This window comes from Acinetobacter towneri DSM 14962 = CIP 107472 (assembly GCF_000368785.1).
GTDB lineage: Bacteria > Pseudomonadota > Gammaproteobacteria > Pseudomonadales > Moraxellaceae > Acinetobacter > Acinetobacter towneri.
The window spans coordinates 346,807-361,816 of the sequence record NZ_KB849688.1 but is presented as its reverse complement, the minus strand read 5'-3'; the positions used below and the strand labels follow the sequence as shown (position 1 = coordinate 361,816).

The 15,010-nt window shown below is 40.1% G+C and carries 11 protein-coding genes and 1 pseudogene; 7 read left to right on the top strand and 5 right to left on the bottom strand.

Going from position 1 to position 15,010, the window contains the following annotated elements:
• The first annotated feature begins 100 nt into the window (after positions 1-100).
• Together F947_RS03240 and F947_RS03235 are read left to right on the top strand one after the other, a co-directional pair.
• Positions 101-997 carry a recombination directionality factor gene (locus F947_RS03240; RefSeq protein WP_004972092.1) on the top strand — a complete coding sequence of 299 codons (897 nt, stop codon included), beginning with the start codon at positions 101-103 and terminating at the stop codon, positions 995-997.
• Between the two features lie 95 nt (positions 998-1,092).
• The gene (locus tag F947_RS03235) at positions 1,093-1,323 is read left to right on the top strand and encodes a helix-turn-helix transcriptional regulator (RefSeq protein WP_004972090.1); all 231 of its coding nucleotides are present in this window, start codon (positions 1,093-1,095) and stop codon (positions 1,321-1,323) included.
• Positions 1,324-1,363: 40 nt separating this feature from the next.
• Here F947_RS03235 and F947_RS03230 read toward each other — a convergent pair whose 3' ends face one another.
• The 4 genes from F947_RS03230 to F947_RS03215 all read right to left on the bottom strand — a co-directional run bounded on the left by F947_RS03230 (position 1,364) and on the right by F947_RS03215 (position 4,708).
• Positions 1,364-2,662, bottom strand: coding sequence for a Y-family DNA polymerase (locus F947_RS03230; protein ID WP_004972088.1), 1,299 nt, complete (start codon positions 2,660-2,662; stop codon positions 1,364-1,366).
• Positions 2,659-3,231: a LexA family protein gene (locus tag F947_RS03225; protein WP_004972086.1), complete on the bottom strand. Its 573-nt coding sequence runs from the start codon at positions 3,229-3,231 to the stop codon at positions 2,659-2,661. The genes F947_RS03230 and F947_RS03225 overlap by 4 nt, the downstream gene beginning before the upstream one ends.
• A 462-nt stretch (positions 3,232-3,693) precedes the next feature.
• Positions 3,694-4,050, bottom strand: coding sequence for a hypothetical protein (locus tag F947_RS03220; RefSeq protein WP_004972083.1), 357 nt, complete (start codon positions 4,048-4,050; stop codon positions 3,694-3,696).
• 202 nt (positions 4,051-4,252) lie between these two features.
• Positions 4,253-4,708 (bottom strand): hypothetical protein, encoded by a 456-nt coding sequence (locus tag F947_RS03215; protein WP_004972081.1) that lies wholly within the window; start codon positions 4,706-4,708, stop codon positions 4,253-4,255.
• Between the two features lie 232 nt (positions 4,709-4,940).
• Here F947_RS03215 and F947_RS03210 point away from each other — a divergent pair.
• Positions 4,941-5,225, top strand: a pseudogene (locus F947_RS03210) (transposase); the annotation flags it as partial.
• 596 nt (positions 5,226-5,821) lie between these two features.
• Positions 5,822-6,259, top strand: a complete 438-nt coding sequence (locus F947_RS03205) for a DUF4951 domain-containing protein (protein ID WP_004972076.1) — start codon at positions 5,822-5,824, stop codon at positions 6,257-6,259.
• 363 nt (positions 6,260-6,622) lie between these two features.
• On the opposite strand, the gene F947_RS03200 is transcribed toward F947_RS03205, so the two are convergent.
• On the bottom strand, positions 6,623-7,648 hold the full coding sequence (locus tag F947_RS03200) for a hypothetical protein (protein WP_004972072.1): 1,026 nt from the start codon (positions 7,646-7,648) through the stop codon (positions 6,623-6,625).
• Positions 7,649-7,973: 325 nt separating this feature from the next.
• Here F947_RS03200 and F947_RS03195 point away from each other — a divergent pair, with 325 nt between their 5' ends.
• The 3 genes from F947_RS03195 to F947_RS03185 are packed head-to-tail and all read left to right on the top strand — an operon-like array spanning position 7,974 to position 14,883.
• A complete protein-coding gene (locus F947_RS03195; RefSeq protein ID WP_004972070.1) occupies positions 7,974-10,259 on the top strand; it encodes a type I restriction-modification system subunit M in 2,286 nt (761 codons plus the stop codon).
• Positions 10,259-11,638, top strand: coding sequence for a restriction endonuclease subunit S (locus F947_RS03190; RefSeq protein ID WP_004972069.1), 1,380 nt, complete (start codon positions 10,259-10,261; stop codon positions 11,636-11,638). Before F947_RS03195 ends, F947_RS03190 begins: the two co-directional genes overlap by 1 nt.
• A complete protein-coding gene (locus F947_RS03185) occupies positions 11,635-14,883 on the top strand; it encodes a type I restriction endonuclease subunit R (protein WP_004972067.1) in 3,249 nt (1,082 codons plus the stop codon). Before F947_RS03190 ends, F947_RS03185 begins: the two co-directional genes overlap by 4 nt.
• The last annotated feature ends 127 nt before the right edge of the window (positions 14,884-15,010 follow it).

Here is a 15,010-nt window from a genome sequence, read left to right as displayed (position 1 = left end):
ATCCCGTGCAGCCCTGCATGGGATTTTTTATGCCGATTTCATTTTTAGCAAACAGTGCAACACATCTAAACATCAACATCTATACGAGAGGAATTTCAACATGATTAAAGGTCTAGCAATCACACCGCCCATCTTGGGACGGATCAGTATTGGTCGTGTAGTAGAAAAGAATGGCAAGCGTCTGCCAGAGAAAGACGATCAGTTCACCATTACCAGTCAAATACAGGGCAAGGACGGTTGGGTCAAACATCCCTTAGATGAGCAATTGCGTAGCCAAGCACCAAATCAAAAGTTGCGCAGCATCCCTGTGCGTATGATTTTCAATGACCCTGAATTGAACTTACGTGCGGAGTACAGCATGTTTGACCGACAGACAGGTCGCCCGATTTGTGTGGGGAATGGTCAAACCTGCCAACGCATGACATCACAGGGCGTAGAGCAACATCCTTGTCCATCTCCCGATTTATGCCCGCTTGGACAAGGTGGGCATTGCAAGCCTTATGGACGCCTGCATGTCAATTTGGGTGAAGCAGATGAGTTTGGAACATTTATTTTCAGAACTACAGGCTTTAACAGCATTCGCACTTTGGCAGCACGTTTGAATTACTACCATGCGGCATCAGGTGGTTTGTTGTCGTGTTTGCCGTTGCAGCTCACGTTGCGTGGGAAAAGTACCACCCAAAGCTATCGTCAGCCTGTGTATTACGTGGATTTAACTTTACGTGAGGGAGTGGATTTGCAAACAGCGATTCAGACCGCGAAGGAGATTGACCAGCAGGGTAAGCAGGCGGGGTTTGATCAGGCAGCATTGGATCAGATTGCACGGCAGGGTTTTGCCAATGCCAAGTTTGAGGTGCATGCAGAGGAGGGGATGGAATTACTGGAAGAGTTTTATCCACACAATGACAGTGCTGTAGATACAGAGCATTCAGCGCAATTGGGTTATGTGCAAGAGATTCAGCAAGGTTTGAAGCAGAGTGTGCAGGCAGTGAATTAGATCTGTTTGGACGTCTTCGAATTAGTTTTTTTACGGAACGTCCTGATTATTTGAGCGGAAGACAGCTCGCTTAAATAATCTTAGGAGAACATGTCATGAATGCATTTGTTGGACAAACCTTTCAAATGAATCAATTGATTAACTTAAAACAAGTTGTGGAGTTAATTGGTGTGTGTCGATCAACTATCTATGAAATGATGGATGAAAACTCACCGTACTATGATCCAACTTTTCCAAAGAAAGTGAAAATTACACAAAATCGTATTGGCTGGTCAGCTTGGGAAATCAATCAGTGGATTGAGGCCAAACTTGCGAGTCGAGAATAGATGGGAGCTTCGGCTCCCTTATTTTTTTTAGTTTTTTTATTTAATTACCAATTTTTAGTAATCCTTGCCAGCTGAAATAGTTCTGGGTCAAATGAGTACGGTTCATCGACCACTTTCGTTGTGGTAAGTAGCAGCTGCCAACAGCTAATTTAGTTTTCCCATATCGAGCCTGTAGCGCTTCTAAAGTTTGCATGAGGTTTTCATTATTTTCACGCTGGCTATGGTCGGTCAGCAGATCAGGAGTAAAGCGCTGCTTAGCAATTAAATCCGTCAGAATTACACCACACTTTTTATATTTCACGTCAGATTTATAAATGTGTTCCAGCAGTCGCATAGCTGTTTTAATCAGATCCAAAACACAATCCGTCGGTTCAGGAAACTCAAAAGCCAACGATTTACTGTAATAGGGAACCTTTGAATCAAAAGGATTCGATTGCACAAAAGCAATGACACATCCACATAAGGAAGCGTCTGCTCGTAAACGTATGACCGCATCCTGTACATATTTGCCCATAGCCTCTTTGAGATCATCTAGCTCGGTAACTTTTTCACCAAATGAACGACTTGCTATGATTTGCTGTTTGGGGGGAGGGGAATCATCTAACTGCATACAAGAAACACCTTGCAGCTCCAATACTGTTCTTTGCATTACCACAGAAAAAAGGCTCGCCATGCGATGAGCATCTTGCACTACTAAATCAAGCACCGAATAGATTCCCATGGCATTTAGTTTTTTAACTAACTTACGACCAACGCCCCAAACTTCACCGACCTCAATGTCTGAATAAAGCATTTCCTGATCTAGGAAATCCATATTGAGTAAGTTACACACACCCTTGAAACCCTGTCTTTTTTTAGCAAGATGGTTGGCCATTTTGGCTTCAGTTTTACTACGCCCGATACCAATCGAGACGGGTAAGCCGATCCAATCTAACAAGCGTTGTTTCATGTGATACGCATACTGAGTTAAGTCAAAATTTTGTGCATAACTGGTCAGGTCTAAAAAACACTCATCAATTGAATAGATTTCCTGTTCATGTGGCGCAACAAAACTAGCCAAAATTGAATGAAAACGCTTGGACATTTCAGCATATAAAGCATAGTTACTGGATAACACCACGACCTGATGTTGCTGAACAATATCTTGTATTTGAAAGAGAGGAACGCCCATTTTGATGCCCAGCGCTTTGGCTTCATTACTTCTTGCCACAGCACAGCCATCGTTATTGCTGAGCACAATCACAGGTTTATTGTTTAGACTGGGATTAAATACCCGCTCACAACTGACATAACAGTTGTTAATATCAATCAGGGCATAAATCCGCTCGTAACTGCTCATCTGAACTTCTTGATCACACTGGTAACCACACCCCAAATCAGCATGGTTTGATTATCTTTTAAATGGATATCGGAAAAATCTGGATTGGCTGCCTGCAACCAGCATTGATCACCCTCAATCATCAAGCGTTTGATCGTAAAATCATTGTCAATCAATGCCAGAACAATATCCCCATGCTTGGCTTCAATACTACGGTCAACGATTAGCTTGTCATTCAGATCAATCCCTGCATCACGCATGGATAAGGATTCCACTTCAACGATAAAGGTTGCCTGTTGGTTTTGAATAAGAAACTCGTTTAGATCAAGGGTCTTATCGATATAGTCCTGAGCAGGGGAAGGGAAGCCTGCAGCAACTTTTTGCAAAGCAACAGGAATCTCGTAATGTGTTTTTGTCTCAAGAAATGTAATAGAGGAAATATCGTTAAACTTTGGAGTGTCATTTTTCTTCAGGTATTGTTTGATTTCCAATACACGAGACTCTGGCACCCGAATGACCTTGGTCGGTTCGTTATAGACAAAAGGACGGCCAGAACCTTTGCGTGCACCACCATGCTTATTTTGCGTCATTTTTATTATCAATCTTGATTATGTAACATAATTAGGATTATAGAAAACTCAGAATATAAAAACAAGATTGTCCGTTCTTTAATAAAGTATTATCCCAAATCTTGGGATTGCCATGATATTAGCAAAGCCACAAGATCAATCAGACGACACAATAAAGATTGTCTAATCCTTGATCGTAGAGACTTTATATTTGAAGCAACAGAAGACCTAAAGGGCTTTACTGGTATCCATTGATTGTTCAGCAACATTAAATAAAACCGTGGAACATTGTTCAGTTATTGATCGTGGAACGTGAACAATCATAAAAAAAGCCCACTCGAGGGTGAGTGGGCTGTAAACTAGGTGTTAGCATACTGAATTATAACACAATTTAAAAATGATTGCGTATAAGGTGTATTGTGTTAATTTTAGGGAAACTTAAATAAAAAAGTCTCCGACAAACTCGGTACGGTTCAGATAAAACTATTTTAATGCTTGCAATAAGCTAAGGGACTTTTGCAGTTTTTGTAGAGTTTTTTGTGCATCTACTGTTTGCTTATTATAAATTTCAGCATTTTCTTTAATATCTTTTAATGCAATTCTAAGGTTACTCAATTCCATAAGAAACTCATATTCTATTTCGGCTGTAATAAATTCTTCACCGCAGGCTTTACATCGTCTACCTCGTTGAAAAAAATTAAGATCTGGATGGTTTGTTAGATACATCCTTTGCGAGTAATCACTAGAGTCATATGTAATGTGAGGTACAGGAATAGCTTCACAAATCTGAATTTCCTCACACGATGGACAATAAATTTTAGTTCCACCATTTTTACCCATAAAATTCACCTCTAAAATTATAAATAATTACTCTGATATTACATACGAAAAATAAATTTTAATAAGGAAAGCTATTTAGCCCTCTTGCATTAGTCAAAATTTAAACAGCTACAGGCTATGTTTTATAAGGTTTTAGCTAATTCAAACATTAGGTAAAAGCATACTTATGCAAGAGGTCTAATTTATACAGATTTAAATCCCATCAAGACTGTAAAACATATTTAGCATTAAAGACCAAACCAGGTAATACTGTATCTGGCTTATCATTGAAGCAAACGTACTTAACAACCATGCCCGAAGGGTTTACTACATTGTATTGTGTGCCTGATTTAGAAACATACACCAACGAGCCGTTATCAAGTTTTCGGAGACCCGTGTTTACTACATGAGATGATTGTGTAAATGACTGTCCGACATTTCCGACTGCGACAAAATAACTACAACCTAGTTTGATAGAGGTTTCAGCTGCTTTGCGAATCGAGTACTCCCTTCTTAAGTAAGGTGGCGTAGATTGATTGATTCTAGATGTAACTTCAAATACATTGTCATCTATGATGGTAGCTTTAACACCCAAATTACCAGGACCGCCTGCTTCTCTGTAAGATGTAGCACAACCGGTAGATATTACAGTCAAAATAGCTATTAGAAGTATACGCATTTTAATCAACTCTTAGATTTTTAATTAGAACAGTAACTAATTTTCAATATGATGAAAAAATTACATATTTAAAAAATTTTGAGATTAATTATACACTATTTTATTAATCAAAATTGAATAGCCCTCTTGCGTTAGTCAAAATTTAAACTGAACCGTACCGGGTTTGTCGGAGACCACTTTTCTTGAGATGAGAAGCATTGCTTCGCAAGACGTAGCGAAGCGTAGTGTCCCGATGAAAAAAGTAAAATACACCCCTGAAATCAGAGATAGAGCGGTTCAATTATTGATTGAATCCGAAAAAGATTATCCTTCTATTTGGGCTGCAATCACAGCAATTGCGCCTAAGATTGGTTGTACTCCTGAAACACTTCGTGCCTGGCATCAAAAGCATTTAGATCAGCAAAATCCTATTAAAGTACAACAGATATCTGATCAAGAAAAAATGAAGCAAATGGAACGTGAAATTAAAGAATTAAAGCGTGCCAATGAAATTCTACGTAAAGCAGCCGCTTTTTTCGCCCAAATGTATAACGAAGATGCTTATATTCTTTACGATGGGAAGTTAATTGCCAATATTGATAGACCTGCAGAAAACTTCAATCAACCATGGACGATTCGAGCGATTTGGCAGATTCAGCCAAATAATTTGCCTTTAACTTGGAGTAATTTCTTGCGCTATCGTTCAAGCCAAGAAGCAATGACAAAAAAAATATTGGCTAAAGATCAGCAATTTGAATATCAGGGGGAGATCGTAAAAAGTAGTTATGATGCCCAACGCGTAGGTGCAAATTTTAGCTGGGATACACGTTTGAGTTATAGCTTAAATGTAGGAAAAGCCAATCAAGCTATACTTGGTTTAACCATCAATAATATTTTTGATCGACATAATAAGTACATAGCAGGAAATGGTCGTATCTTATCAGAAATAGGGCGTCAATATTTTGCAGATATTACTTTTAAGTTCTAAAAATTCTGATTAATCCATTTAAGTATAGAGGTAAATTATTCCATAGACTTCTTGCGTTAGTCAAAATTTAAACAGACTAAAGCTACATTTAATAAGGTTTTAGCCAGTTCAAAAATTAGGTAAACGATACTTTCGCAAGAGGTCTCATGTTTAAAGATGTGTTTCTCATGCACAATTCACAAAAAAATGTATTCATACTCATGTCTTCGGTGTTTTTACTGGCATGTACCAATCAACAGGTGTCGTCTCAAAAATTTATACAGGAATCTGGTGGGGAGAAAAAATGTCAGGTGAATATGCAGATTGAGCGTAATGCAATTCCCAAAACGCCACACAATATGAGTCTGCCTGAATTTGGACAAGGTGTCATTGGATGGAAAACAGGACCTGAAGGAGCAAAGGGGCGGCTAAACAGTATCAAAAAGGAGGATTTAAAAGAAATTCAGGATAAAGGCACAAGCCTGGAAATGATTAAAGAATGGCAAGCATTTTATGAAAATGAGGTTCGACGAAACCCTTGCAATCCAACAGCACCATATCGTGCTGAGCTAATGAAAAAAATCGCTGAGTTATGGGAGAATTAGGTTAGAAATAATTAAATTTAGGAGTCTGAAATTAACTAGGGGGTGTTGCCATTACATAAATGGCTTGTGATGTAGGTTAAAACTAAGCACTGCTTTATTTGCTGCCCAAGACAACAAGCATATTTTTTGCTGCTATTACGGTGAGCGTACCTACAATTATGGCAGCAGGTGTTGCAACAGTGTCTAGTAAATTATCGACCCACAGCATAATTTACTGTTTTGTTTGCTATGCAAGGAGGTATAAATTTCAGCTAATTTAAAAATAAGTGTTCAGCTGACAACGACATACAGTGACGTGCTGAAATTTTTGTTTATTGAAAATTCCCCACTTGATTTGTGCAAGTGGGGATTAGGCGTATGAGACTACTCCCAATCTGAATTTATTTTGTTGTCCCAATCTCTGTATGCTTGCGAGGTGAGTTCATGCGCGATTGAACGAAGGTAATCCTCTATAGATTCATCAGTATACGCAGAGATATTTGTAAAGCGATCCGACACGCTCAAATCCATGTAATCTGGGTCTATAAGGTGATAATGCAGTAAAAGCTGTTCTTCTTGAGGCAAAGCTTTAAAGCATTCCAACACCTTATCTTCAACATCAGAAAGAGCATACTCAAAGTCAGTTTCTACAGCCAAATAGCCAATTTGCTCCCAACCATTCGCAGGCGCATCATCTTCATTTAAAGTAAAAGGGGCGGATGCTCGGAGTTGGTCATATACTGTTTTTGAAATTTTTTTGTTGAGCGAGTACTCAGACTCTTCTGCAATTTTTTTAATATCTTTAATCACTTGAAAAAAAGGATGTGATCTAGAACCCCAGTCATCTTTTAGTGTTTCTAATTGATGTAGCTTTGCATACCATTTATACGCTTTGGCTTGGTTTCCAAAAAGATTGATTAAATTTACAAAATCTGGGCAGAGCAAAAATAATTTGTCTTCGATACTGTCTAGGATCAACGAATCAAAAATATCAAGCTTAGCGTCATGAAGTCTTTCGCTAATTTCGTAAAGATGAAGGATGTTGTCATGAATGAATGCTCTTAACTCATTTTCATCTTCATCGATAGATTTGCAATCTACATCTGCTGCCAAATCAGGCGTGTAAACCTCTAACTTATATTCACTGTCAGGGAAGTCATACTGTAAATGTTCTCTTAAAATATAGAGCGCAGGTGTATCGGGTTCACACTTGATCATACGAATTGAAGGATCAAGCAGCGGGGCAAAACAGTTTTTGAGTAGTACGGTAACATCACTTTGAGTAGGTAAGGCTTGAAAGTCATTCTTACGAGAGTGAAAAAATCCCTGTTGTTGTCTGAATTTATCTGCCGTAGAAATATCTTCTTTAATTTTGCCTAGGTGGTATGTTATCCAGTTTGCTTGTTGCATAGTTTTACCAGTTTATTCTTTTATATTAAATTTCGTTTAAAAGCATAAGCGAAGTAGATAAAAAGGTGAAGCGTCCAACCATTTTTAGGCGACAGCTTGCGTCGTTTTTGAAGATTTTATCTCATTAAAACTTTTAAATTGAATGATCCTACTTACTAACGACACAATGTGACGTGCCGAAATTTATGTTGATTTAAAATTCCCCCAAATAATTTAAATTACTGTAATATTTTCCAATAGTTAAAACATTGCCAGTAGCATCATCAACTTAAATGTACTGTGTTGCAGGTAATAGAATTAAGACATCAGGAATAGCTTTATCACCATGACCAATAATAACTTTTCACAAATCGCTTCTTTTATTTGGTCGGTTGCCGACTTATTACGTGGTGACTTCAAACAGTCGCAATATGGCCGCATCATTTTGCCATTCACGCTATTACGTCGTTTGGAGTGTGTGCTGGAAAGCAGCAAAGCAGCAGTGTTGGCGAAACATGAAGAAGTAGCCAAAATGAACCTGCCCGAAGAAGCACAAGAAAAGTTTTTGTTGAGCGCCACCCAAGGTCTGGCTTTCTTTAATAGCTCACCCATGGATTTAAGTAAAATGGGGCAGAGCGATATTAAAGCGAACCTGAGCACTTATGTGCAAAGCTTTTCCAAAGATGCCCGTGAGATTTTTGAATACTTTAATTTTATCGAATTTGTAGGTTTGTTGGATGATGCAAACCTGCTGTATAAAGTGGTACAGAAATTTGCAACAACCGATCTTAGCCCTAAAAGCATTTCCAATCATGACATGGGTTTGGTCTTTGAAGAGCTGATCCGTCGTTTTGCCGAAGGCTCTAATGAAACAGCAGGTGAGCACTTTACCCCGCGTGACATCGTACGTTTGACTACAGCATTGGTCTTTATGGAAGATGATGATGTACTGACCAAAGATGGCATTATCCGTACCATTTATGACCCAACCGCAGGCACGGGCGGTTTCTTATCATCAGGGATGGAATATCTACACGAATTAAACCCAAATGCGGTGATGCGTGCTTTTGGTCAAGAGCTGAACCCTGAGTCCTACGCCATCTGTAAAGCCGACATGCTCATTAAAGGTCAGGATGTAAGCCGAATCAAACTGGGTAATACCTTGTCGAATGACCAACTCGCATTAGATAAATTCGACTACATGCTTTCTAACCCACCTTTTGGTGTGGACTGGAAAAAGATTGAACAAGACATTAAAGATGAGCATGAGCACAAAGGCTTTAATGGTCGTTTTGGTGCAGGCTTGCCACGGGTGTCGGATGGTTCGTTACTGTTCTTAATGCATCTGATTAGCAAGATGCGCGATACCAACAGTACGGAAAGTGGTAGCCGTATTGGTATTATCCTGAATGGTTCGCCATTGTTTACGGGCAGTGCAGGCAGTGGTGAAAGTGAAATCCGTCGCTACATTTTAGAAGCCGACTTACTTGAAGCCATTATCGCTTTGCCAACCGATATGTTCTACAACACAGGCATTGCCACTTATGTTTGGGTACTCAGCAATAAAAAAGCTGCTGAGCGTAAAGGCAAAGTACAGCTCATTAATGCTGCAAACCTCAGTACCAAAATGCGTAAGTCGCTTGGCTCAAAACGCAACTATTTAACTGAAACAGAAATTGCCACCATTACCCAAAACTACGGTGCGTTTGCTGCGGTAGATACTTTAGCCAGCGATGGTGAAAGTGAACAGCAAAAACCATTCTCCAGCAAAATTTTTAACAGTTATGAATTTGGCTATCGTCGTGTGACTATTGAACGTCCATTACGCTTATCGGCACAAATGACCGACGATGCTATTGCATCTTTACGCTTTGCACCAAAACCATTCAATGCCGTGATGCAAACCATTTATACGCAATTAGGCACGGAATTTGGTGCTGCATGGACAGAAGAAAATTACGGTCAATTGCAAGATGTCGCCACTGAAGTTCGTGCGCTGATTAAAGCCGAATTCCCTGAGTTAAAAGAAAAAGACATTAAAGATGTGCTAGATAGCAAAATTTGGTTATTCCAAAAAACGCTGATGCGAAAAGCCCAAGCCCTACAAGCGGTGATGGGTACGGCACAGTTTGATGACTTTAACCAGTTTGATGAGCAGTTAAAGAACGCCTTAAAGCAGACCAGTATTAAGCTAGATGCCAAAGAGAAAAAACAACTGTTAGATGCGATTACTTGGAAAAACCCTGAAGCTGAGCCTGTGATCAGCAAAGTGGTGAAACAAGCTGAAAACCCGTTATATGGTCAGTTTAGCTACCAAGGCAAAGTGGTGGAATTTGTGCAGGATGGGGATTTACGTGATGCCGAGAATATTGCGCTGAATCCAGAAATCAGCACTACAGAATTGATTGAATCTTACTTTAAGCGTGAAGTTCAACCGCATGTCGCAGATGCTTGGATCAATGCCGATAAGCGTGATGAACAAGATGGCGAGATTGGTATTGTCGGTTATGAAATTCCGTTTAACCGCCATTTTTACGTGTATCAACCACCGCGTGACCTAGCCGAAATTGATGCGGATTTGGATGCGGTGAGCCGTGAGATTATGCAGCTGCTTCAAGAGGTACATTCATAATGGCAAAGTACCAAAAGTATGCTGAATATAAAGATTCTGGTGTGGATTGGTTAGGAGAGATTCCTCAAAAATGGTCAGTATGGAAACTTAATCATTTTGCACCGATCGTTACATGTGGTGTTGCAGCAACTCCTGAGTATCAAGATGAAGGTATTCCATTTTTATCGGCACAGAATGTTAAAAAGAAGAAAATTGATCTCAGTAAGGGATATAAATTTATTTCTACTGAAAAGCATGAAGAGCTGACTAGAAATAGGAAACCTGAAAAAGGTGACATTTTATTAAGTCGCGTAGGTACTATTGGTGAAGGCTGTATTGTTGATGTTGATTTTGAATTTTCAATATTTGTAAGTTTGACCCATTTACGGCTGATTCAAAAAGTCTGTGTGAATGAGTTTTTTATCTATTTAACTGAATCAAGTTATATTAAAGCATTACATGGCGCTGTTACTTTGGTCGGTGGAGGTGTTGGTAATTTAAATGTAAATGATTTACGCGAATATAAATTACCTATTCCATCGGTAAGTGAACAAATTCAAATCGCCAATTTCCTCGACCATGAAACCGCAAAAATTGACAGCCTGATTGAAAAACAACAAAAGCTGATTGAACTGCTTAAAGAAAAACGCCAAGCGGTAATTAGTCATGCAGTAACCAAAGGCTTAAATCCTGATGTACCGATGAAAGATTCAGGTGTGGAATGGTTAGGGCAAGTGCCGGAGCATTGGGAGATTCCTAGATTAAAGCAATTGGTTAGGTATGGTTCATCAATATCTTATGGGATTGTTCAGCCAGGCGATGCTTTAGAAGAAGGAGTTCCATTTATTCAAACCACTAATATTTCTAAAGGGAGTTTTAAATTAGAGGATTTTCAAAAAACTTCTGCTTCAATAGAGAGTAATTATCCTAGATCGAGATTAGAAGGTGGTGAAGTCATATTAGGTATTCGAGCTTCAATTGGTGCAGCATTTGTAGTGCCAATGAGTTTTAAAGGTGTCAATCTTTCTCGAGGAATTGCTCGTATTTTACCAATTGACTTCTTATCTTCTGATTTTTTGGTTTGGTATTTCAAATCAAATGCTGTTGATCAATATTGGGGATTAAGCAAACAAGGGAGTACGTTTAGTGAAGTATCAATCGAAACTGTTAAAGAGTTGAATGTTGTTATTCCACCAATAAAAGAACAGGAAGCTATTTCAGAGTTTTTACTAATCCAATCTGATAAGTTTAACAATCTTATTGAGGCTGCCACATCACAAAAGCAATTACTTTTAGAACGCCGCACTGCACTTATTTCCGCAGCCGTCACAGGAAAAATTGATGTGCGCAACTGGCAAGCGCCTAATGCGACTGAGCGAGAAATGGAGGTCAGCACATGAGTCTAGATGCAACCCGTGAAAGTATTTTTCAGAATGACATCATTCAGCAGATGTTGGCTCAAGGTTGGCAGCTTGGCACACCACAAGGCTATAATCGAGAAAATGCCTTGTATGAACAAGACGTTTTAGACTTTGTGCAGCAGACCCAAGCGCAGGACTGGCAGAAGTTTCAGCGTATCTTTCCGCAGGATACTGAACGTCACTTTATTGATGCTGTCGTGGCGCAGCTTAAAAAAGCTGACATCAATGCGACCGATGAACAATCACGTACCTATGGCACCTTGGGCGTATTACGTCACGGTATTAAAACCCGTAGCACACGTTTTTTTCTGTGCCAATTTAAACCTGAACATGCACTGAATCCCGACACCTTAGCCAACTATAAAAACAACATCTGCCGCATTGTGCCTGAATTGGTGTATAGCCCTTATGCGACTGCCAGTGAATTACAAGCCACGGGCAAACAGGCGAAAAAGTGGCGCATTGATTTAGTCCTGTTTATCAATGGTTTTCCTGTAGCAACACTGGAACTTAAATCTGAGTTTAAACAGGCAGTGCAAAATGCCATGGCACAGTACAAACGTACTCGCTTGCCCAAAGACCCAGAAACCAATAAGCCTGAACCCTTGCTGACCTTTAAACGTGGTGCATTGGTGCACTTTGCGGTGAGCCAGTACGAAGTCTATATGGCAACCCAATTGGCAGGCGATAATACTTATTTCTTACCATTCAATAAAGGGACGCACGAAGGCGGTGCAGGCAATGACGTACCCGAAGATACAAACCAATACGCCACAGCCTATTTGTGGAATGAAGTGCTCACACCCGCCAATTTGTTGAATATCATTGGGCGTTTTGTGCATCTGCAAATTGAAGAAAAAGAAGATTGGGAAGGGCGCAAGTACAAAAAAGAATTACTGATTTTCCCTCGTTACCATCAGTGGAATGTGGTCACTAAACTGATTGATGCCGCCTTAGTTGAAGGCACTGGGCAAAAATATCTGATTCAACACAGTGCAGGTTCAGGAAAATCTAACTCAATTGCTTGGACAGCACATCAGCTCTCGACCTTGTACGATCAACATAATCAAAAGCTGTTTGATTCAGTGATTGTGGTGACAGACCGAACCATTCTTGATGCGCAGTTACAGGACACGATTTATCAGTTTGAACATGCCGATGGCGTGGTCGGACGCATCAATAATAAAGAAGGAGATGGCTCTAAATCGGAAAAGCTCGCCAAAGCACTGGAAAACTCACAGCCGATTATTATTGTCACGATTCAGACTTTCCCTTATGTACTACGTGCCATTGAAAACAGCAGCAACTTAAAGCAAAGACGCTATGCCGTCATTGCCGATGAAGCACACTCATCCCAAAGTGGTTCAACCGCACGTCAGTTAAAAGAAGTGCTGATGCTGGAAGAACGCGATGAAGATGCAGAACTGTCTTCTGAAGATATTCTAGATGCAGTGGTGGCAGCACGTAAGGGAAGCAATAACCTAAGCTACTATGCTTTTACTGCAACCCCAAAAGATAAAACCCTGCAACTGTTTGGTCGTGTACCGAATCCTGATTTACCGCCATCCAAACAAAACAAGCCTGAAGCTTTTCATGTCTATTCCATGCGCCAAGCCATTGAAGAAGGCTTTATTTTGGATGTGCTGAAAAACTACACCAATTATAAAGTGGTATATAAGCTCAAGCAGAAAATTGAAGAAGCGGATAAACAGGTCGATGCCAAGAAAGCCAAGATCAAACTGAATCAGTGGGTGCGTTTGCATGACCACAATATTTCACAAAAAGTAAAAGTCATTGTTGAGCATTTTAAAAATAACGTGATGGGCTTACTCGGTGGGCAAGCCAAAGCCATGGTGGTCACCAGTTCACGTAAAGAAGCGGTACGCTACAAACTCGCTTTTGATAAATACGTGGCAGATCAGGGCTATAAATCCATTCAAGCCATGGTCGCTTTTTCAGGTGAAGTCGAGTTTACCGACAAAGATGCTGACAGTGGCGGTTTAGTTGGACAGAGCTTTAATGAACGCAACATGAACCTAGGACTCAAAGGCAGAGAAATGCGCAAAGCCTTTGACAGTGATGATTATCAGGTCATGTTGGTTGCTAACAAATTCCAAACGGGTTTTGACCAACCAAAACTATGCGCCATGTACGTGGATAAAAAACTGGGTGGGGTGGAATGCGTCCAAACCCTGTCACGTCTAAATCGAACCTACCCAGGTAAAGCAGAGTCGGGCACGTTTGTGTTGGACTTCTTTAATGCGCCTGAAGATATTCTGGCTGCATTCCAACCGTATTACCAAACTGCAGAACTGGCAGATGTGTCCGATCCAGATCAGATTTTTGACCTGTTCGATAAACTTAAAGCCGCTAAGATTTTTCAGTGGGTTGAAGTTGAACAATTTGTTGAAGCCTTCTTTAGCAAAAACAAATCCAATGCCGCCATTAGTAATATTTGCAAGCCTGCAGTGGAACGCTGGCAGAAGCGATATAGCCAAGCGGTTGAAGCCTATAACTCCACACGTGAAATGCTAGAACGCTGTAAAAAAACCAATGATGCGGTACTGATCGCGAATGCCGAAAATGCCTTTAAAGATGCCAAACTGGAAAAAGACAAACTGGAAATCTTTAAAAAAGACTTGGGGAGCTTCACGCGCTTCTATGAGTTTATGTCGCAGATTGTGGATTACGATAATAAAGAACTGGAAAAGCTCAGCCTTTATGCACGTAACCTACGTCCATTACTGCGTGAAACGACAACACAGGATGATGAGGTTGACCTAAGTAATGTCAGCATGAGCCATTATCGTCTTTCTAAGATACGTCAACAGGATCTTAAGCTACAAGAAGATGCTGAGGATTCCAAGATTGAGCCAGGTAAAGACCTTGGTGCAGCCAAGCCACGTGACAAGAAAGAAGAATTTTTGTCACAGATCATTGAGCGCCTGAATGAGGTTTTTATTACGGACAATCTGACCGATGGTGACATGCTGAATTATGCTTATACCGTCCGTGACAAACTGGCAGAAAATGAAATTGTGATGAAGCAGATTGCCAACAATACCCGTGAACAAGCGATGCTTGGTGATTTCCCGAAAGCTATGGATGATGCCATTCTTGGAAGCAGTGCCGCACATCAGGAGCAGATGATGCAGTTGCTGTCTGATCCAGCGAAGGCAGGGGTGTTTGCTCGGGTGATTTTTGATATGTTGAGTCATAGATAATTTTTTGGCATTGGCGGTACAACAAGTCGTTTTATATCAATACTAAAAGAGTCTAATCATTAAGGCTCTTTTATTGAAAGATAAGCATTGGTTATCGGGCAGTTGGAAACCAATACATAATTTAAAA

What these genes read in the sequence shown, in the direction of transcription:
- F947_RS03220 (WP_004972083.1), bottom strand. Translation starts at nt 4,050, where the DNA reads ATGGGTAAAAATGGTGGAACTAAAATTTATTGTCCATCGTGTGAGGAA.
- F947_RS03235 (WP_004972090.1), top strand. Translation starts at nt 1,093, where the DNA reads ATGAATGCATTTGTTGGACAAACCTTTCAAATGAATCAATTGATTAAC.
- F947_RS03240 (WP_004972092.1), top strand. Translation starts at nt 101, where the DNA reads ATGATTAAAGGTCTAGCAATCACACCGCCCATCTTGGGACGGATCAGT.
- F947_RS03190 (WP_004972069.1), top strand. Translation starts at nt 10,259, where the DNA reads ATGGCAAAGTACCAAAAGTATGCTGAATATAAAGATTCTGGTGTGGAT.
- F947_RS03205 (WP_004972076.1), top strand. Translation starts at nt 5,822, where the DNA reads ATGTTTAAAGATGTGTTTCTCATGCACAATTCACAAAAAAATGTATTC.
- F947_RS03215 (WP_004972081.1), bottom strand. Translation starts at nt 4,708, where the DNA reads ATGCGTATACTTCTAATAGCTATTTTGACTGTAATATCTACCGGTTGT.
- F947_RS03230 (WP_004972088.1), bottom strand. Translation starts at nt 2,662, where the DNA reads ATGAGCAGTTACGAGCGGATTTATGCCCTGATTGATATTAACAACTGT.
- F947_RS03225 (WP_004972086.1), bottom strand. Translation starts at nt 3,231, where the DNA reads ATGACGCAAAATAAGCATGGTGGTGCACGCAAAGGTTCTGGCCGTCCT.
- F947_RS03200 (WP_004972072.1), bottom strand. Translation starts at nt 7,648, where the DNA reads ATGCAACAAGCAAACTGGATAACATACCACCTAGGCAAAATTAAAGAA.
- F947_RS03195 (WP_004972070.1), top strand. Translation starts at nt 7,974, where the DNA reads ATGACCAATAATAACTTTTCACAAATCGCTTCTTTTATTTGGTCGGTT.
- F947_RS03185 (WP_004972067.1), top strand. Translation starts at nt 11,635, where the DNA reads ATGAGTCTAGATGCAACCCGTGAAAGTATTTTTCAGAATGACATCATT.